This is a genomic window from Agromyces luteolus (assembly GCF_009729855.1).
Classification (GTDB): Bacteria; Actinomycetota; Actinomycetes; order Actinomycetales; family Microbacteriaceae; genus Agromyces; species Agromyces luteolus.
The window spans coordinates 37625-56672 of record NZ_WODA01000004.1; the positions used below are offsets into that span (position 1 = coordinate 37625).

The window sequence follows — 19048 nt, forward strand, 5'->3', positions numbered from 1 at the left end:
GCTGAGGCCCCGCCAACACGCCGACGCGGCCGCCCGTCGGGCGACCGCGTCGGCGGGGTGCGACCTCGTCAGCCCTTCTTCCCCTTGGCGTGCAGCATGTGCAGCATCCGCTCCGCGAGGTGCATGTCGCGCTCCGAACGGTCCATGGTGAGCAGGTCGATGAACGCCTTGCTCTTCTGCACGGCGATCGACTTCGCCACGCTGAATTCGCGCAGCCCGTCGGCGCCGTGGATGCGGCCGAAGCCCGACTCGCCGCGGCCGCCGAACGGCAGCCCGGGGATGCCGCCGAACCCGAGCACCGAGTTGATGCTCACGGCGCCGCACCGCAGGCGCTCGGCGATCTCGAGGCCGGCGTGGTGATCCTTGGTGAAGACCGACGCGGAGAGGCCGTACTCGGTGGCGTTCGACTTGGCGATCGCCTCGTCGACGTCCTTCACGAGGTCGACCACGAGCACAGGACCGAACGTCTCCTCCTGCACGACGGCGCAGTCGTCCGGCACGCCGGTGAGGATCACCGGGCCCACGTAGCCGTCCTTCACCGAGTCGGCGCCGCCGAGCACGGCGGTCGCGCCTCGCTCGAGCGCGCCGGCGATCTGCGACGAGATGACCTCGGACTGGCGGGCGAGCGTCATCGGTCCGTAGCTGGCGGATGCCTCGGGGCCGGGCTGCAGGCGGGCCGCGGAAGCGACCAGCTTCTGCATGAACGCGTCGTAGACGGGCGCCTCGACGTAGACGCGCTCGACGCCCGCGCAGGTCTGGCCGGCGTTGCCCATGCCGCCGAACACGGCGAAGCCGACGGCCGCGTCGAGGTCGGCCTGCCGCGTGACGATCATGGCGTCCTTGCCGCCGGCCTCGACCACGATCGGGGTGAGGTTTCGCGCGGCCGCGGCCATGACCTTGCGGGCCGTGCCGGGCGAGCCCGTGAAGGCGACCTTGTCGACGGCGGATGACGCGAGCGCCTCGCCCGTCGCACCGTCGCCGACCACGACCTGGAGCACGGGCCGGTCGGGGGCGACGCGGTTCCAGGCCTCCTCGATCCACTTGGCGGTGGCGGGCGTGAGCTCGCTGGGCTTGAACACCACCACGTTGCCGGCCGAGAGCGCGTACCCGATCGACCCCATGGGCGTGTAGAACGGGTAGTTCCACGGGCCGATGACGCCGACGACGCCGAACGGCTCGTAGCCGACGCTCGCGGCCTGGTTGTAGTTGGCGAGGCCCGCGGCGACCTTGCGGCGGCGGAGCACCTTTCCGGCGTTCTTGGACGCCCAGTCGAGGTGCGTGAGGGTGAGCACGACCTCGAGCAGCGCGTCATCCGGCGTCTTGCCCGTCTCGCGCGAAATGACCGACGCGAGTTCGCGGGCGTCCGAGGCGATCTCGGCCTTCCATGCCTGGAGGAGCTTCCTGCGCCCGGCGAAGCCCTGCTCGCGCCACCAGGTGGCGACGTTCGCCGCGGAGGCGACGGCACGGTCGACGTCGGCGGGCCCGGCGACCGGGTAGGTCGCGATGGCCGAGCCGTCGCGCGGGTCGGTGGTGGTGAGTTGTGTGGCGGTGGGCCCGTCGGCGATGAGTGTCACGGCCGTCCCTTCGTCGTTGAATGAACCGAACCAAGAAGTGAATCTTGGTTCACACTACGCCGAGGTGACCCTCGGCACAAGATCGAGATAGCCGGATGCCACCTCGAGCAACTGCGGCACGCCCGCCTCGAGCTGCGGCGCGAACGTCGTGTCGTCCGGCCGCTCGCCCGCGCGCCAGCGCGTGTAGATCGCCTCGCTGAAGATCGCGGACTTCCAGAGCGCGAGTGCCTGGTACCAGGGCAGCGCGCCGGCGTCGGCGCCCGTGAGCCGCGCGTAGCGCTCGACGAGGCCGGCCCGGTCGGGGAAGCCGTCGAGCCGGGTCACGGGCGAGAGCTCCATGGTGGTCGCAGGCGAGCCGGGCTCGCTCCACGTGGCCGCGAGGTAGCCGAGGTCGGCGAGCGGGTCGCCGAGCGTCGACATCTCCCAGTCGAGCACGGCGCCGACCGTCGGCGTCGCGTCGGCCGTGAACATGAGGTTGCCGAGGCGGAAGTCTCCGTGCACGAGCGCCGGGCGCGCCGTCGCCGGCAGCGCGGCGGCGAGCCGGTCGGCGACCGCGTCGACGAGCGGCAGCTCCCGCCGCGAGACCGTGCCCCACAACCCCCGGAACCGCGACACCTGGCGCCCGAGGTAGCCGTCGGGACGGCCGAACCCGCTGAGCGGGCCGGTCGTGACGTCGATCGCGTGCAGTCGGGCGAGCGCCTCGACCGCGGCATCCGCCAACCGCGCGCGCTGCGCCGGATCGTCGAACCGTCCGGGCAGCGAGTCGGTGACGACGTCGCCGCGCAGGTAGCCCATGACGTAGAACGGCACGCCGAGCGGCTCCGTGTCCTCGCACGTCGAGAGGATCTCGGCGACCGGGTAGCCCTCGGCGTGCAGCAGTCGCTGGATGCGCGCCTCGCGCAGCATGTCGTGCGCCGACGGCGGCAGCGGCGGGCGCGGCCCGCGTCGCAGCACGACCTCGGCGTCGCCTCGGCGGAGCAGGAACGTCACGTTCGACTGCCCGTCGCCGATGCGAGCCCACTCGATCGGGCCCGCGCCGATGCCGTGCTCGTCGAGGTGGCGGGCGACGGTGTCGAGCACGAGCAGCGGCGGCGAGGCGAGGGCGGATGCCTCGGCCGCCGTCGCGACGACGTCGCGGCCGTCGGGCTCCGACGACAGGTGCGGGCCGGCGTCGACCTCGGGCTCGGTCTCGGGCGCCTGCTCGGTCTCGTGCACGCTCATCGGTTGCTCACCCGTCCGAACAGGCCCGCGATGGGCGCGAGCACGAGCGGCCGTGCGGCGACCCACGCGGCGGCGATGACGAGGAGCGACCCCGCGAACACGGCGAAGCCGACCCAGTTCACGGCGTCCTGGCCGCCGTACATGTGGTTGAGGTTGCGGAGCGCGCCGGTCGCGAGCACGAGCGCGACGTGCACGACGACGAACGCGACGAAGTACAGCATCACGGGGAAGTGGATCGCGCGCGCGACCTCGACCGGGTAGATGCGGCTCAGCGTCGTCGCGCGTGCGGGCCAGAGTCCCGACATCCGCACGCCCGTGATCGCCGCGAGCGGCGCCGCGACGAACACCGTCGCGAAGTAGGCGAGCTGCTGCAGGCCGTTGTAGTGCGCCCAGCCGTTCTCGGTCGGCCAGTCGAGCGAGGCGTACTGCAGTGCGGCCGAGATCGCGTTCGGGATGACCTCCCAGCTCGTCGGCACGATCCGCATCCACTGCCCGGTCGCGAAGAGCAGGATCACGAACGCGACGCCGTTGACGAGCCAGAGCAGGTCGAGCGACTGGTGGAACCAGAGGTTCAGGCTGATCTTGCGCGCCGGGTTCCAGCGCGGGGTCCAGTACGCGGCGGGCCGCCGTTCGCGGCGCACCTGCCAGCCCGACCGCACGATCAGCAGCATGAGGAACACGTTGAAGAAGTGCTGCCACGCCAGCCACGCCGGGAAGCCGACGGGCGCGTCCGCGGGCATGGGCGCCTCGCCCGGATAGGCGGCGAGGAACGCCCGCACGCCGTCGAGCGTGCGCATCCAGCGGGCGACGAGCACGACGGCGACGGCGAGAAGGACGAGGCCGACGGCGGCGAGCGCCCAGCGAGCCCAGGGGCGGGCGGGGGCGGATGCGTCGGGGGCCGCGGGCGGCGCGGGGGCCGGGGTCGTCGTGGCGGTGGCGGATGCCGCGGCGACGGGCGGTGCGGCGGGGGCGGGCGCCGGTGCGGCGGGCTCGGCTGCCGTGGGCGCGACGGACGCGGCACCGACCAGCGGCTGATCCGGCTCGGCGGAGGCCACCGCCTCGGGCACCGCGTCAGCGGGCGCGAAGCCCGCCGGCGGCCACGGCTCGGCGCCCGCGCGGCGCGGGAGGCCGCGGCGGAGCGCCCGTGCGCTCGTCGGTACCGCGTCGACCGCAGCGGGGACCGGGTCCTGCGCGTCGCGGACGCCCGGGACGACTCCGACGTCGGCGATCGGGCCGACCGGCAGTGCGGGTGCGGCGGACGTGATCACCGCCGCCACAGCATCCGTCATCGCCTCGCTCGCCGCCGCGACCGCCATTGCCACCGCCGCGCTCTCGGGCTCGAAGCTCGACGGCGGCCACGGCTCTCCGCCTGCGCGACGGGGCAGTCCCCGCCGGACGGGCGTCCGGGTCGTGGTCACGCGAGCACCTTCCTCGTCTCGAGGGCGGTGATGAGCTGCGGCACGACCTCGAAGACGTCGCCCACGATGCCGAAGTCCGCGATCTCGAAGATCGGGGCGTCGGCGTCGGTGTTGATCGCGACGATCGTCTTCGCCGTCTGCATGCCGGCGCGATGCTGGATGGCGCCCGAGATGCCGAGCGCGACGTAGAGCTGCGGCGAGACCGAGACGCCGGTCTGCCCGACCTGCTGGCTCTGCGGCACGAAGCCCGCGTCGACGGCCGCGCGGGAGGCGCCGACGGCGGCGCCCAGCGCATCGGCGAGCTGCTCGACGAGCGCGAACCGCTCCTCGGAGCCGAGGCCGCGCCCGCCCGAGACGACCTTCGCGGCGCCGCGCAGCTCGGGGCGTCCGGTCTCGACGATGCGCGCCTCGACCGACTCGACGGTGGCCGCACGGCGGCCGGATGCCGCGACCGCGAGCGGCTCGGACCGCGGCGGCTGCGCTTCCGCCCGGGTGTCGATCGCGCCGATGCGGACCGTGATGACGGGCGCGCCGAAGGTGACGGCCGACGCCACGTCGTACGCGCCGCCGTAGACCGAGTGGTGCGCGACCACGCCCTCGTCGTCGCGCGAGACCGCGACCGCGTCGACCGCGAGACCCGAGCGGGTGCGCGCCGCGAAGCGGGCGGCGACCTCACGACCCTCGATCGAGTGCGACACGAGCACCGCGTCGGGGCGGACCAGCTCCGTCGCCGCGGCGAGCGCGTCGACCGCGGGAACGGCGAGCTGCGACGGGTCGTCGGGACGTGCGACGAGTACGCGCATCGCGCCGAGGCGGGCCGCGGCAACCGCCAGCGCATCGCCGTCGCCGGAGGCCGGTGCGATCACGAGCGCGATCGGCGTGCCGACGCCGGCCGCAGCGCCGAGGAGGCCGGTCGCGGTCGGCGCGAGGCCGCCGTCGAGCGTCGTGTCGAGGAGGACGAGGATCGTGGTGTCGGGCTGTTCGGGCATCGGGGTCTCCATCAGGCGAGCCGGTCCTCGACGAGACGGTGCTCGACGAGGAATGCGGCGAGCTGCTCGCCGGCGTCGCCCTCGTCGGTGATCTTCGTGCCGCCCGACCGGGGCGGGCGCTCCGAGATCGCGATCATGATCGAGCGCGCGGTCGTGGCATCCGCTCGGTCGAGGTCGAGGTCGAGGTCGGCGAGCGAGAGCGTCTCGAGCGGCTTCTTCTTCGCCGCCATGATGCCCTTGAAGTTCGCGAAGCGCGGGTCGGGCAGGCGCTCGGTGATCGAGATCACGGCGGGCAGTTCGGCCGTCACGCGCGCAGTGCCGCCGTCGGTCGCGCGAACGCCGGCGACCGTGCCGTCGGCGATCTCGACGGACTCGAGGCGCGTGGCCTGCGCCACGTCGAGGAACTCGGCGATCATCGCGGGGACGACCCCGCCCGAGCCGTCGGTCGACTGGTCGCCCGCGATCACGAGGTCGAATCCCGTGCGGCGCGCGGCCGCCGCGAGGACCTCGGCCGTGAGCACGAGGTCGGCGCCGAGCAGCGCCTCGTCGACCACGTGCACGGCGCGTGCAGCACCCATCGCGAGCGCCTTGCGCAGGCCGGATGCCGCGGGCCCGGCGCCCATCGTCACGGCGACGACCTCGGTGTCCGGGTGCTCGTCGGCGTGGCGCAGAGCGACCTCGAGGGCGCGCTCGCCGATCTCGTCGACGACGCGCTCGCCCGCCTCGCGGTCGGCGAGTCCGGTCTCGAGGTCGAGCCGCCGGTCGCCGTAGGTGTCGGGAACGTCCTTCACCAGGACGAGGATCCTCATCGTCGATCGCTCCTTCGCGGATCAGCCCGGCGGCGGCCGGGTCGGTACGACGACATTCTGATCAGTGATCGCAGAACAGTCAAGTCTGACTTTTTTGGTTCGGTCGAGTTCGCAGGATGAGCGGCCCGAGAGGTGCCCCACCGACCGGATGCCGCGTCTCATCCTGTTTTCGCGCGCGAGGTGGCCGGAGCACCGGGTCGAGTTCGCAGGATGAGCGGCCCGAAAGGCGCGATACCGGCCGGATGCCGCGTCTCATCCTGCTTTCGCGCGCGAGGTGGCCGGAGTGCCCACCGGCCCGGCCCGCCCCACCGGCCCGCCGCGCCCGCGCGCCGGCCCACCCGGCCCCGGCTCAGCCGCCGAGCAGCTGCTCGCGCGCGAGCGCGCGCCACAGCGCGAGGTTCGGCTCGCTCGCCGGGTCGGCGCCCGTGATCGCGTACGTCATCGCGGTGCCGCGCATGCTCGTGACGAGCAGCTCCATCAGCGGGGCGAACGCCGGCCGGGCCGACAGCTCCGGCCCGAAGAGCCGCTGCTGGATCTCGAGCAGGATGCCGCCCATCCGCCGCTCGGTCGGCAGCAGCGCCTCGCGGAGGCCCTCGTCGTGGCGGGCCGCGAGCCAGAGCTCGAGCGAGGCGAGGTAGACCGGCTGCCCGTTCGACGACCACATCGCCCCGATCGCGGCGTCGATGCGCGCGCCGGGCTCCTCTGGCAGATCGACCTCGACCAGCAGCTCGTCGAGCCGCGCCGCCGCGAGGTGGTGCACCGCGGCGACGAGCAGTTCGTTGCGCGAACGGAAGTGGTGCAGCAGCCGGCCGCGCGAGACGCCGGCCCGCTCCTGGACGCGCACCGTCGTCGCCGCGGCGTAGCCCTCCTCGGCGAGCACCTGCACCGCGGCATCCAGGATCGCGGCCTGCGTGCGCACCGCGCGCTCCTGCACCGGACGACGAGCGGACCCGTTCGCTTCCTCCGACATGGCCCTCCCCTGCGCGGTGCCTCGACGCACGCGCCGCAGCCTAACGGACGCGCTACGCGATGAGGAACCGCGCGATCAGCCCGTCGCGCAGGTCGAACGTGAAGGTGCCCGGCCCGTTGTAGCCGTCGCCGGACACGGTCAGGGTGAGCAGGTACTGCTCCGGCATCCGCCCCGCCCTGATGCCGTGCACGTCGAAGTGCGATCGCTTGCCGATGTTGTCTGTCTCGTTCCAGCTCGCGACGCCGTCGCGGCCGTGGAACTCGCGGCCCCAGTCGTTGAGGTACGCGTCGTCGGTGAACGCGGCGACGAACCCCTCGGAGTCGCCGGCGTTCGTGGTGTCGACGAACGCCCGGATGGCGTCGGGCATGGCGGTGTCGGACATGGGGCCACGATACGACCGGATGCCGCGTGCCGCAGCCCTTCGCCCCGCCGCGTTTGACGGGCCTCGCGGCCCGGTTCAGACTCGGCCCATGGGGATCGGCCGGGTCATCGCGAGCGGCACCGCGTATTCGCTCGCGACCGTCGCCCACGGAGCGGCGCCGGTGGCGACGCGCGAGCGGCTCGGGCCGAGCGACCGGGCCCGGCTCGTCGCCGCGCGGCCGGACGACGCCGGACGGTTGCTCGCCGGGCGCGCCGCCGCCCTCCTCGCGGCCGCGCGCTGGACCGGGTCGACGTCCGACGACCTCATCGTCGACGCCGTGTGCCCGGCCTGCGGCGGGCCGCACGGCCGTCCCGTCGTCGTCGGGGCATCCGCACCCGTGCACGTGTCGATCGCGCACGCCGCGGGCGTGGCGTTCGCGGTCGCCGCCGCGGTGCCCGTCGGCGTCGACGCCGAGCCGCGCTCCACCGCCCCGGCCAGACTGGCCGCCGTCCGCGACGTGCTCGGCCGTCGGAGCCTCGCACCGCTCGCCGACTGGACCGCCGTCGAGGCGATCCTCAAGGCGGACGGCCGGGGGCTGCGGGTCGACCCGAGCGAGGTCGTGCTCGGCGTCGGCCGTCGTCGGGGCCGGGTCGCCGATCGCGACGCGCGCTACCGGCTCCGGGTGCGGCGCGATCGCTCGGGCTGCGTCGTCGCCGTCGCGTGGGCGGAGGGGGCCGCCGCCGCCGAGGGTCCCGCGCCCGCGGGACTCAGCGCGCCGGCAGGCGAGGCAGGCTCGGTGCGAGGAGCCACGCGTCGAACAGGTCGTCCAGCGCGGCATCCGTGAACCCGGCGGCGAACTCGCGGAAGTCGGCGGTGGACGCCACGCCGTGGCGTCGCGCCGAGGTCCAGCCGCGCAGCAGCGCGAAGAACGCCTCGTCGCCCATCGCGAGCCGGAGCGCGTGCAGCAGGCATGCGCCGCGCTTGTAGACGCGGTCGTCGAACATCAGGTCGGGCCCGGGATCGCCGAGCACGAGGTCGCGCGGCAGCCGTGAGAGCATCGCGTGCGCGCGGTGCGCGAGCGTGTCGGCCTTCGCGTGCCCCGCCGCCTCCGACCACAGCCACTCCGCGTAGCACGCGAAGCCCTCGTTGAGCCAGATGTCGCCCCAGTGCGCGACGCCGACGCTGTTGCCGAACCACTGGTGCGCGAGCTCGTGCGCGATCAGCCGCTCCGATCCGCTCCGCCCGTCGGCGTGGCTCGAGCCGAACGTCGCCATGCCCTGCGACTCGAGCGGGATCTCGAGCGGGTCCTCGGTGACGACGACGGTGTACGTCGGGAACGGGTACGGTCCGAACAGCTCCTGGAAGACCTCGAGCATGCGGCCGACCGGGGCGAAGTCGTGCAGCACGCGGCGCGCGATCGCCACGGGGTACGCGAGTGTCCAGTCGATTCCCGCGGATCGGCGCGGTTCCATCGTGTAGCGCCCGATCTGGACGGTCGCGAGGTACGTCGAGGTCGGCGCCTGCTCCTCGTACGTCCAGGTGCCCGTGCCGCGGCCGACGACGTGGTCGACGAGCTCGCCCGTGGCGAGCACCGTGTACGCCTCCTCGGTCGTGATCCGGATCCGGTAGGTCGCCTTGTCGGCGGGCCGGTCGTTGCACGGGAACCACGTCGGCGCGCCGGACGGCTGGGCGGCGACGAGCACCCCGTCGTCGAGTTCCTCCCAGCCGATGGCGCCCCAGCGCGAGCGGCGCGGCCGCGGCATGCCGTCGTACTGGACCTCGACCTCGAACTCGTCGCCCGCGGCGACCGGCCCGGACGGTGTCACCGTGAGGTGGGTCTGCGACTGCGTCCACCGGTTCGGCCGGGCACCGTCGACCTTGACCCGCTTGGCCCTGAGGTGCACGAGGTCGAGGTGGATCGAGCGGAGCGCGACATCCGCCCTCACCCGCAGCGTCGCGCGGGCGTCGAGGCGGTTCGTGGCGACCCGGTAGCGCAGGTCGAGGTCGTAGTGCAGGACCGAGAAGTCGGTCGAGCCCGAGCGGGGCAGGTAGACGTGCGGCGCCGCGGCGCCGGGAGCGCGGTCGGAGCCCATCAGGCGTTCTCGCGCCGGTAGTCGCCGACGACCACGGCGCGCCACGGCCCGATCGGGTTGCCGCTCCAGCGGCTGCCCGCGGGGACCGTCTCGCCGCGCATGACGAGTGAGGCCGGGCCGACGGTCGCGTCCTCGCCGATCCCCGCCGCGGGCAGGATGACGCTGTGCGGCCCGAGCGTGCCGCCCCGTTCGATCTCGACCTCGTCCATGCTCATGATTCGATCATGGAAGAGGTGCGTCTGCACGACGCATCCGCGATTCACGGTGGACGCGTCGCCCAGCGTCACGAGGTCGGCCTCCGGGAGCCAGTAGCTGTCGATCCACACGCCCGAGCCGATCCGGGCGCCGATGCTTCGCAGCCAGACCACGAGCGCGGGCGTGCCCGCCGCCGCGGAGGCGAACCAGGGCGCGGCGACCATCTCGGTGAACGTGTCCGACACCTCGCTCCGCCAGATGAACGACGACCAGAGCGGATGCTCCCCCGAGCGGATGCGACCGAGCAGCACCCACTTCGCGGCGGTGCTGAGCGCGGCGGCGACGGCGCCCGCGACGAGCATGAGCGGCCCGCTGAGCAGGATGGCCCAGCCGACGCCGAGCGCGTCGACGAGCCAGGCGAGGCCCACGAGCACGCCGAGCCCGATGCCGCACGTCGCGATCACGGGCACGATGCGCAGGAACTCCCAGAGCGCACGTGCCCAGCGCAGCGCGTACGGCGGAGAGAACGTGCGCCGGGCCTCGACCTCCTGTGCGTGCCGTCGGAGCTTCACCGGAGGCGAGCCGAGCCACGAGGTGCCCGCCTTCGCCTTGCGCGGCGCGACCGAGAGCACGGCGACGAGCCCGTCCTTCGGCACGCGCTTGCCGCCGCCCGCCATGCCCGAGTTGCCGAGGAACGCGCGCGCGCCGATCTCGACGTGCGCGATGCGCACGTAGCCGCCGCCGAGCTCGTAGGGCGCGACGAGCGTGTCGTCGGCGAGGAACGCACCGTCGGCGATGCGCGTCATGCCGGGCAGCAAGAGCACCGTGGATGCCTCGACGTCGCGCCCGACGTCGGCGCCGAGCATGCGCAGCCAGATCGGCGTGAACAGGCTCGAGTAGATCGGGAAGAGGATCACGCGCGCGAGGTCGAGCAGCCGCTCGATCGACCACGCCTGCCACCCGACGCGGCTGCGCACGGGGAAGACGCCCTCGGCGAGGCCGACGCCGAGCAGCCGCACCGACACGACGACGAGGAGCACGAGCACCACGCCGGCGACGAGCGTCGCGGGAACGAGCGCCGCGGCGCTCCGGAGCGCGAGGTCGGCGAACGTCTCGGCGCCGCGGATCGCGACGGCCACGACCCATCCCGCCGCGACGAACGCCGCGATGGGCAGCAACGAGACGAGGAGCGACGAGAGGGCGTACGCGAACACCCATCGCGTGCGCTGCGGCGGGCGCTCCTCCGGCCACCACGCGTCGGACTTGCCGACCCGCACGGCGGGCGATCCCGCCCAGTCCTGACCGGCCGGCACTCGCCCGAACACCGCGGAGCCCGGTGCGACGGTGGCGCGCTTGCCGATCCGCGCGCCCGGCATGAGCGAGCTGCGCGCTCCGATCGAGCTGCCCGCGCCGACCCGGATCTCGCCGATCCGCACGAGGTCGCCGTCGATCCAGTAGCCGGCGAGGTCGACCTCGGGCTCCACCGACGCGCCGGTGCCGATGCGCAGCATGCCGGTCACCGGCGGCAGCGCGTGCAGGTCGACGCCGGGACCGATGCGCGCGCCGAGCGCGCGGGCGTAGTAGCTGATCCACGGCGCTCCCGCGAGGCTCGCGGCGCCGACCTGGTGGGCGACCTGCTCCGCGAGCCAGAGCCTCAGGTGCACCGAGCCGCCGCGCGGGTAGTCCCCGGGCCGCAGTCCGGCGAGCGTGATCCGCGCGACGACGACGGCGATCGCCATCCGCCCCCACGGGGTCACGAACAGCACGAGCCCGACGACGAGCCAGGGCACCGAGACCTCGGGCAGCACGTCGTACCCGCCGAGCGGCCGCAGGATCGCGCTCGCCGTCAGCGCGTAGAGCAGCCAGCGGATGCCGCCCAGCACGAACAGCGGCACGCCGAGCAGGGTCTGCAGGAGCTGCATCCGACGCGGCGTGCGCGGGACGGTGTGCGTGGATGCCGCGGAGGCGGTGTCCGCGCGTTCGGCGAGCGCGGCCGCCATCGACCCGAACCGCGGGTGCGCGTAGACGTCGGCGACCGTGAAGTCGGGGTGCCGGGCGCGAACGAGCGACACGAGCTGCGCGGCCGCGAGCGACCCGCCGCCGAGGTCGAAGAAGTCGTCGTCGGCCTCCTCGACGGTCAGGCCCAGCACCGACCGCCAGTCGCCGGCGAGCTGGTGCGCCACCGGGTCGAGCTCGGCCTCGGTGCGCGCGTCGGCGTCATCGGCCGACGCCTCCTCGACCGGCCACGGCAGCGCGGCGCGGTCGACCTTGCCCGACGTGCGGACGGGCAGCTCGTCGACGACGGCGAGAAGCGGCACGAGCGCCGCGGGCAGCTCCTCGCGGAGGCGCGCCACGGCGGCGCGCCGGTCGAACCCGGCGCCCTCGGCGACGGCGAGGTACCCGACCAGCACGTCGTTCCCGGCGGCGCTGCGACGCACGGCCGCGGCAGCGCCCGAGACGCCCGGGAGATCCTGCAGCGCGGCCTCGATCTCGCCGAGCTCGATGCGGCGTCCGCCCACCTTGACCTGGTCGTCTGCGCGTCCCTGGTAGAAGAGCCCCGCCCGGTCGAAGCGGACGAGGTCGCCGCTGCGGTACGCGCGGTCCCAGCCGAGCGAGGGCATCGGGGCGTACTTCTCGGCGTCCTTCGCGGGATCGAGGTAGCGGGCCAGCCCGACGCCGCCGATGACCAGCTCGCCGACCTCGCCGTCGGCCACGGGCGCCCCCTCGGCGTCGACGACCGCGACGTCCCAGCCGTCGAGCGGCACGCCGATGCGCACCGGGTCGCCGGGCCCCAGCATCGCCGCGGTGGCCACGACCGTCGCCTCGGTGGGCCCGTACGTGTTCCAGACCTCGCGGCCCTCGACCGCGAGCCGTGCGATGAGCTCGGGCGGGCACGCCTCGCCGCCGAAGATGAGCATCCGCACGCTGTCGAGCGCGTCCGCCGGCCACAGCGCCGCGAGCGTCGGCACGGTCGAGACGACGGTGATGCGTCGGGCCGCGAGCCACGGCCCGAGGTCCATGCCGCTGCGCACGAGCGACCGCGGGGCGGGAACGAGGCACGCGCCGTGCCGCCAGGCGAGCCACATCTCCTCGCACGACGCGTCGAACGCGACCGAGAGGCCCGCGAGCACGCGGTCGTCGACGGTGATCGGCTCGTCCTGCAGGAAGAGCCGCGCCTCGGCGTCGACGAACGCGGCGGCCGAGCGGTGCGACACGGCGACGCCCTTGGGCGTGCCGGTCGAGCCCGACGTGAAGATGATCCACGCGTCGTCGGCGGGCGCGGGCGGCGGGATCACCGGCGTCGCGGCCGTGCTCGGGTGGGTCGCGGCATCCGTCACGACCTCGCGCGGCGCCTCGACACCGGTCGACGTGACGTAGCCCGAATCGGTGAGGATGCCGCTGACCAGCGCCTCGGAGAACACCAGGGCTGCACGTTCGTCCGGATCGTCGGCGTCGACGGGGACGTAGGCGGCCCCCGCGGCGAGCACGCCGAGGATCGCGAGGTAGAGCTCGCGGGAGCCCGAGGACATGCGCACGCCCACGCGGTCGCCCCCGCGCACGCCGACCTCGTGCAGCCGGGCGGCGATGACGTCGACCCGGGCCACGAGCTCGCGGTAACTGAGCGCCCCGCGGTCGTCCTCGATGGCGGATGCCTCGGGCGAGCGCGCCGTGGTCTCGCGCAGCACGTCGAGCAGCGTCCGCGGCTCCGGCGCGAGCGCCGACCTGCTGATCCGACCGGGGGTGTCCGTCACCGTGCCTCGCCCTCCCCGGCCGCCGCCGGTGCACTCCACGTCAGGATGTCACGCTAGGCGGCGCGGGTGACGCACCGGTGAACACGGGCGCCGCACATCCGTGCCACCGGCGTCGCCGGATTGCGTTTCCCTGCCCGTCGAACCAGACTCGGCGCATGGGTTCCACGCAGGACGGGTCGCGCGACGACAACGAGCAGCGCAGCGTCGACGAGGTCGTCGACCGGCTGTCGAAGAAGTTCCCCGACCTCGACCGCGACGAGATCCGACGCATCGTCGACGAGGAGCATCGCGCGTTCGACGGCCGGCCCGTCCGCGACTTCGTGCCGGTGCTCGTCGAGAAGGGCGCGAAGCGCCGCATCAAGGCGGCCGCGAAGTCGGGCTGACGAGGCATCGGCCGCAGGACGACCGCGGCCGCGGCATCCGCTCGGGACACCGCGGCCGCGGCCGGTTCGGGTCGGCTGGGGTCAGCTCGACGCCCTGACGGTCGTCGAGCTGAAGTTCGTCCCGCTGCCGTCCGGCTTGTAGTTCCGCTCGACGTTGCCCGCCGAGTCGACCGAGAACCAGTTGATCCTGGTGCCCGCGGGCACTGTGATCGTCTCGGCGCCCTCGCGCACGCCGGCCGAGGCGTACAGCGTCGACGCGTAGGTGGGCTTCGACCCGTCGATCGTGTAGAACACGGCCGCCGGCTCCGAGGTGTCGAACATCACGTCGACCATGCCGGGCTCGGCGCTCGCCGAGACGACGACCTTGCTCGACGGACGCTTGTCGTCGGTCTCGAAGTCGCGGGCGACCCGCATGAGTTCGACGAGTCCGTTCGCGAACTCCTGCGACTCGGCGTGCGCCGAGGCGCCCGTCGGGTTCTCGTTCTCGAACGGCGGCTGGAACTGCGTGCCGACCTCGAAGTTCCACGCGTAGATCCCGTGCTTGTACCAGAGCAGGTCACCCGAGTTGCCGGCCGCGGAGTACAGCACGTCGGCGATCGGGCCCGTGCGGGCCGGCGTCACGGACAGCCCGCGGTACCGCTTGATCTCGGAGAGGATCCGCGCCGAGGCGCCCCAGAAGTACGACTCCTCCTCGAGGGTCGGCCGCGGGGCCGACACCCGACCGGGCAGCGCGTACGCGCCGGGCGACCACATGAAGTAGTTGCCCGAGCTGTGCAGGTTCATCGCGAACCTGATGTTCGGGTTCTCCCCCGCGATCCAGTCGATGTTCGAGCTCTCGGGCTCGCTGAGCTCGCTCGGACCGGCGTAGGTGCCGCTCGTGCACGAGGTCGACGCGCCGTCGTACCCGTCGAAGAGGCTGTAGGTGTCGTAGTTGCGGTTGTTGTCGACGCCCCAGCTGTTCCGCGCGTTGAAGTCGGCGCTGCCGGTCAGCGGGCAGTGGTTCGTCATGTTCTTGCGCTGCGAGTTGAAGTCGTAGAACGAGTAGTGGCCGCCGTCGGGGTTGACCGACGGGACGATCCAGATGTCGAGCGCGTTCACGAGCTTCTTCGTCTCGGCGTCCTGCGCGTAGTTGCGCAGCAGTCGCTCCGCCGTCTCGATCGTGACGAGCGGCGGCACCCACTCGCGCGCGTGCTCCTGCGCGTAGGCGAGCACGCCCGGCTTCGACCCGTCGCGGGTCTTGCCGACGCGGATCGCGTACACCGGGTGCGGGTCGCGCGAGACGGTCTCGGGCGCCGAGAGCCCGTCGGTGAGGTCGGCCGAGGCCGCCGAGACGACGCCCGAACCGCTGTTGCCGCGGTAGGTGTAGGCGGTGACCAGGGCGGATGCCGCGGGCGCGGCGTTGATCGCCGCGACGACCTGCGCCGCGGTGCTCGTGATCGCGCCGGACGCATCGGTCGCGAGCGACACCGTGATGTCGTCACCCGTGACGGACACCGAGAGCGGGGAGTCCGCGGCCCCGGGGTCGACGAACGCGACGCTCAGGTCGTTGCCGCCCTCGTGGCCCCACGCGACGGAGTCGATGCCGACCCGGTTCGCCGTCGAGGTTCCGAGCAGCGCCTGCGCGAGACGGCGGTAGCCGTTCGTCTCGTACGGCAGCTGGACGATCTCGGCGAGCTGCGGGAACTCCGCCGCGAGCGCCTTGACCCGGTCGTAGAGCTCGGTCGGCGTGAGGTACGACGTGATGAAGTCGCTCTGGTAGTTCGGCCCGTACGCGTCGTCGCCGTCGAGCGGGAGCCAGTCCTCGACCTTCGCCGTCGCGGTGTCGCCGCTCGGGCTCGTGATGCGGATGGTGTCGGGTCGCGTCTCGACGACCGCGGCACCGCGGTGGTACAGGTAGACGCCCGCGTCGACGAAGCGGCTGATGTTCTGCGTGCCGCCCGAGCCGATCTCGGTGCCGGGGCCGCTGTCACGGGCGACCGTGAGCTGCGACGAGTTCGTCTGGCCGTCGGCCCACTTGGCCTCGACGGAGAGGTAGCCGACGCCGAACGACGTGTAGTAGTCGGCGCGGATGATCCTCACGTCGGAGACCTCCGCCGCCTCGGCCGCCTCGGCGAACTCCTCGTTCGCGGCGACGGCCTCGGCGATGGTCGCGTCGCGCTCGGCGAGCACGGCCTCGGTGTCGTCCTCGTCGTGCACGGACTTCCCGACCGCGAATCCGCGGGCGCGCAGTGCGTCCGCTTCACCGTCGCTGATCACGGCGTGCGCCGTGATCGTGCCGTCGGGGTTGGCGTGCGCGGCGTGGTCGAGGTCGACGCCGGTGCCGACCAGGCGGTCGAGCTCGGCGGAGTCGGCGACGATCACCTCGACGACGGCGACCTCGTCACCGGCGTCTCGGACGAGCTCCGGCAGCGGCTCGGTGCCGCTCGCCGGACTGATGGGCGTCATGCTGGTGAGGACGAGCCCGGCGAGCGCGGCGAACGCCGCCGACCCCCCGAGCACCCTGCGTCTGATCGTGGACATCGATGTCTTCCCCCTCGTTGCGGTGACCCTGAGATGGAGCCGTCGCCGGCAGGGGTGCACGGATCGCCGTCGCCCCCACTCCGACCGCCCGACCCGGCCTGCGGGCGCGGACCGGGTCGAGCGTGCGCTCTGTCTACCGGCCGGGCAACTTTCGCGTCAACGATGTCAAAAGTAGTCGGGACGAATTGCCCGTTGAGCGGATGCCTCGGCGGACGATCGGCGCGCGCCACGACGTCCCAGCGCGTTCGGTCGGCCAGGTCGCCCTCGTACTCCGCGACGTCGGTGGCCCCTGCCAGACTCGACGCATGAGCGGCTCCATCGGCACACCGGGCGGCACGCCCGAGCGGCCGGCCCTGTTCTTCTCCGGCCCCGAGGAGTTCCGCGCGTGGCTCGAGGCCAACCACGAGACCGAGACCGAGCTGTGGATGGGCCTCTACAAGAAGGGCGCGCCCGAGCGCGGGCTGACGTGGGAGGAGGCCGTGCCCGAGGCACTCTGCTTCGGCTGGATCGACTCCGTGTCGCAGCGCATCGACGACGTCGCGCGACGCCAGCGCTGGACCCCGCGCAAGCCGAAGAGCAACTGGTCCGCCGTGAACATCGCGCACGTCGAGCGCCTCACCGCCGAGGGCCGCATGCGCCCCGCGGGCATCGCCGCGTACGAGCGCCGCAGCGACGACCGCTCGGCGATCTACTCGTTCGAGAACCCCGAGGAGGCGCTCCCGCCGGAGTTCACGCGCATGCTCGAGGCGGATGCCGCGGCATCCGCGTTCTGGGAGGTCGCGACGCCGAGCTACCGCAAGCTGGTCGCGTACTGGATCATGTCGGCGAAGCAGGAGGCCACGCGCGAGCGACGGATGTCGCAGCTCGTCGAGCACAGTGCGGCCGGGCAGCTCGTGCCGTTCCAGCAGTACGGGGCGACGCCGAAGTGGGTTGAGCGGGCCGCGGAGGCGGCTCGAGCGGCGGCCGAAGCGAACGGCCGCGCGGCCGGGTCATCCTGAGATCGGGGCCGTGAGCGGGGTCCGCTCAGGTCGTCGGCCCCTGCCCGATGCTCAACCACCCGTCGGGGCCCTGGTCCACGCGGTCGCCCGCGCCGGCCGGCTCCGAGCCCGTGGCATCCCGCATCGACTGCAGGCGCCGCTCGACCTCGGCCTGCGCCGTGATCGCGGCCAGCTGCCGCTCGATGTCGGCGTCGGGCGCCGCGGTGAGGTCCTTCAGCACGCCGCTCGAGAGCAGCTCGTCGGTGGCCGCCGCACGCGCCTGCATCTGCGCCACGCGGTCGCGCGCCCGGTCGAGGCTCGTGCCGATGTCGTCGATGTTCGCGCTGAGCCCGGCGACCGCCTCGTTCGCGCGCACCTGCGCGGCCGACGCGGTGTAGGTGGCCTTGATGGTCTCCTTCTCGACGCGGAACGCGGCGATCTGGTCGGTCAGCCGCCGCTCGCGCTCCTGGAGCTGCGACGCCTGCTTGTCGAGCGACGTGTACTGCGCCTGCAGCTTCGCCACCTCACCTTCAAGGAGCGCCCGTCGCTCGAGCGCGGCACGCGCGAGGTCCTCGTGGCCCTGCGTCAGCGCGTCCCGCGCCTGCACGCCGAGGCGCTGGTAGCGCCCGCCCATCTCCTGCCCCTGCAGCTCGATGCGCTTCTTCGCGGTCGCCACCTCGGCGACGGCGCGCCGCACCTCGTGCAGCAGCTTGACCTGCTGGTCGTAGCTGTCGTCGAGCGTGTCGCGCGGGTCCTCGATCCGGTCGAGGGCCTTGGTGGTCTTGCTCCGGAAGATCGTGCGCATCCGGGAGGTGTTGTCGCTCATGGTCGGTTCCCCTTGTCTCGAACGGGTGAGCTGTCGTGCACGGCCGCGGGGTCGCGGACCGTGGAGGTCGTGGGCTGCCGGATCGGGTCGGCGGCAGTGTCGCGCAGGCTGAGCGCATGGAGTTCCTCGACGCCCGCGCGCAGCGCGGCGACCTCGCGGTCGACGTCGGCGCGGAGGCCCGTGAGGCCGTCGTCGCTCGCTCCGGCGAGGGCGGATGCCACGGCCGACCGGATGCGTCGGACGAGCGCCTCGACCTGGCCGACCCGCTCCTCGGCGGCGGGGAGCTCGGCGGTCAGGACGCCGCGGTCGATCTCGCTCTCCATCAGGCGCAGCTGCGCGTCGAGCGAGGCGCCCTCCTCGCAGATGCGCCGGAAGATGCCGGGGAACTCGCCGCGTGGCCCGGGCCCCTTCGCCGCGAGGTCGACGGCCGCCTGACCGCTCGCGAGCGCGTCGTCGAGCCGCACCCTGAGGTCGAGGATGGTGCGCTGCGGGCCGCGACTCACCTTGGCCCGACCGCGCATGAGTGCGCCGTCGACCCGACGGCTGTAGCGGATGCGCCGGTAGACGTGCCGCACGATGAGCACGAGCGCGACGAAGCTCGCGATCCCGAGCAGCACGATGATGCCGAGCGCCGCGAGCACGACCTCGAGGCCGCTCATGTCCGACTCCCCCGTCGGCTCGCGCGGACTCCTCCGCGCCCATCCGAGTTCATGCGCCGCCCCTCCCCGTCGCGTCGTCGCTGCGGACCCGTGCCGAGGAACACGCGATATAGCGTGACTCGACGCGATATATCGCAATCTACGCCACGTCGGCCGGAAACGGCAGGGGTGGGCGCGAATTCGCAGGTTGGCGCACCCCGGTCCGGTGCCGCACGGCCCGCTCGTCCGGGTCGGCGAGCGCCACCTCGGCACCGTGGATTCGTCGCTCTGGCGCATCACGCCGAGCGGTGCGAGCATGACC

Annotated in this window: 15 protein-coding genes; 3 read left to right on the forward strand and 12 right to left on the reverse strand. The window is 73.4% G+C overall.

The features are described 5' to 3' along the window. Window positions 1-68 precede the first annotated feature (68 nt). The 7 genes from GLX25_RS03055 to GLX25_RS03085 all read right to left on the reverse strand — a co-directional run bounded on the left by GLX25_RS03055 (window position 69) and on the right by GLX25_RS03085 (window position 7363). Window positions 69-1574 (reverse strand): aldehyde dehydrogenase family protein, encoded by a 1506-nt coding sequence (locus GLX25_RS03055; RefSeq protein WP_166548397.1) that lies wholly within the window; start codon window positions 1572-1574, stop codon window positions 69-71. A 54-nt stretch (window positions 1575-1628) separates the two neighbouring features. Then, on the reverse strand, window positions 1629-2795 hold the full coding sequence (locus GLX25_RS03060; RefSeq protein ID WP_155840748.1) for a phosphotransferase family protein: 1167 nt from the start codon (window positions 2793-2795) through the stop codon (window positions 1629-1631). Further along, window positions 2792-4213: a cytochrome b/b6 domain-containing protein gene (locus GLX25_RS03065; protein WP_166548398.1), complete on the reverse strand. Its 1422-nt coding sequence runs from the start codon at window positions 4211-4213 to the stop codon at window positions 2792-2794. Before GLX25_RS03065 ends, GLX25_RS03060 begins: the two co-directional genes overlap by 4 nt. Continuing rightward, a complete protein-coding gene (locus tag GLX25_RS03070) occupies window positions 4210-5202 on the reverse strand; it encodes an electron transfer flavoprotein subunit alpha/FixB family protein (protein WP_155840749.1) in 993 nt (330 codons plus the stop codon). Before GLX25_RS03070 ends, GLX25_RS03065 begins: the two co-directional genes overlap by 4 nt. A gap of 11 nt (window positions 5203-5213) precedes the next feature. After that, window positions 5214-6011: an electron transfer flavoprotein subunit beta/FixA family protein gene (locus GLX25_RS03075; RefSeq protein ID WP_155840750.1), complete on the reverse strand. Its 798-nt coding sequence runs from the start codon at window positions 6009-6011 to the stop codon at window positions 5214-5216. 349 nt (window positions 6012-6360) lie between these two features. Next, window positions 6361-6981 (reverse strand): TetR/AcrR family transcriptional regulator, encoded by a 621-nt coding sequence (locus GLX25_RS03080; protein WP_155840751.1) that lies wholly within the window; start codon window positions 6979-6981, stop codon window positions 6361-6363. 52 nt (window positions 6982-7033) lie between these two features. Beyond that, window positions 7034-7363: a nuclear transport factor 2 family protein gene (locus GLX25_RS03085; protein ID WP_155840752.1), complete on the reverse strand. Its 330-nt coding sequence runs from the start codon at window positions 7361-7363 to the stop codon at window positions 7034-7036. A gap of 88 nt (window positions 7364-7451) precedes the next feature. On the opposite strand from GLX25_RS03085, the gene GLX25_RS03090 reads away from it, so the two are divergent. Further along, window positions 7452-8186, forward strand: coding sequence for a hypothetical protein (locus tag GLX25_RS03090; RefSeq protein ID WP_155840753.1), 735 nt, complete (start codon window positions 7452-7454; stop codon window positions 8184-8186). On the opposite strand, the gene GLX25_RS03095 is transcribed toward GLX25_RS03090, so the two are convergent. Both GLX25_RS03095 and GLX25_RS03100 read right to left on the reverse strand, forming a co-directional pair. Beyond that, window positions 8110-9435: a M1 family metallopeptidase gene (locus GLX25_RS03095; RefSeq protein ID WP_155840754.1), complete on the reverse strand. Its 1326-nt coding sequence runs from the start codon at window positions 9433-9435 to the stop codon at window positions 8110-8112. The genes GLX25_RS03090 and GLX25_RS03095 overlap by 77 nt on opposite strands. Beyond that, a complete protein-coding gene (locus GLX25_RS03100) occupies window positions 9435-13382 on the reverse strand; it encodes a Pls/PosA family non-ribosomal peptide synthetase (protein WP_271192556.1) in 3948 nt (1315 codons plus the stop codon). The genes GLX25_RS03095 and GLX25_RS03100 overlap by 1 nt, the downstream gene beginning before the upstream one ends. Window positions 13383-13537: 155 nt before the next feature. On the opposite strand from GLX25_RS03100, the gene GLX25_RS03105 reads away from it, so the two are divergent. Then, a complete protein-coding gene (locus GLX25_RS03105; protein ID WP_155840755.1) occupies window positions 13538-13765 on the forward strand; it encodes a three-helix bundle dimerization domain-containing protein in 228 nt (75 codons plus the stop codon). An 81-nt stretch (window positions 13766-13846) separates the two neighbouring features. Here the strand turns inward: GLX25_RS03105 and GLX25_RS03110 are convergent, their stop codons facing one another. Then, a complete protein-coding gene (locus GLX25_RS03110; RefSeq protein WP_155840756.1) occupies window positions 13847-16285 on the reverse strand; it encodes a M14 family metallopeptidase in 2439 nt (812 codons plus the stop codon). Window positions 16286-16590: 305 nt separating this feature from the next. Here GLX25_RS03110 and GLX25_RS03115 point away from each other — a divergent pair, with 305 nt between their 5' ends. Further along, a complete protein-coding gene (locus GLX25_RS03115; protein WP_155840757.1) occupies window positions 16591-17283 on the forward strand; it encodes a YdeI/OmpD-associated family protein in 693 nt (230 codons plus the stop codon). Between the two features lie 25 nt (window positions 17284-17308). Here GLX25_RS03115 and GLX25_RS03120 read toward each other — a convergent pair whose 3' ends face one another. Then, window positions 17309-18088, reverse strand: coding sequence for a PspA/IM30 family protein (locus GLX25_RS03120; protein ID WP_155840758.1), 780 nt, complete (start codon window positions 18086-18088; stop codon window positions 17309-17311). Further along, complete coding sequence (locus GLX25_RS03125) at window positions 18085-18747, reverse strand: hypothetical protein (protein ID WP_155840759.1); 663 nt, start codon at window positions 18745-18747, stop codon at window positions 18085-18087. Before GLX25_RS03125 ends, GLX25_RS03120 begins: the two co-directional genes overlap by 4 nt. Between the last annotated feature and the right edge of the window lie 301 nt (window positions 18748-19048).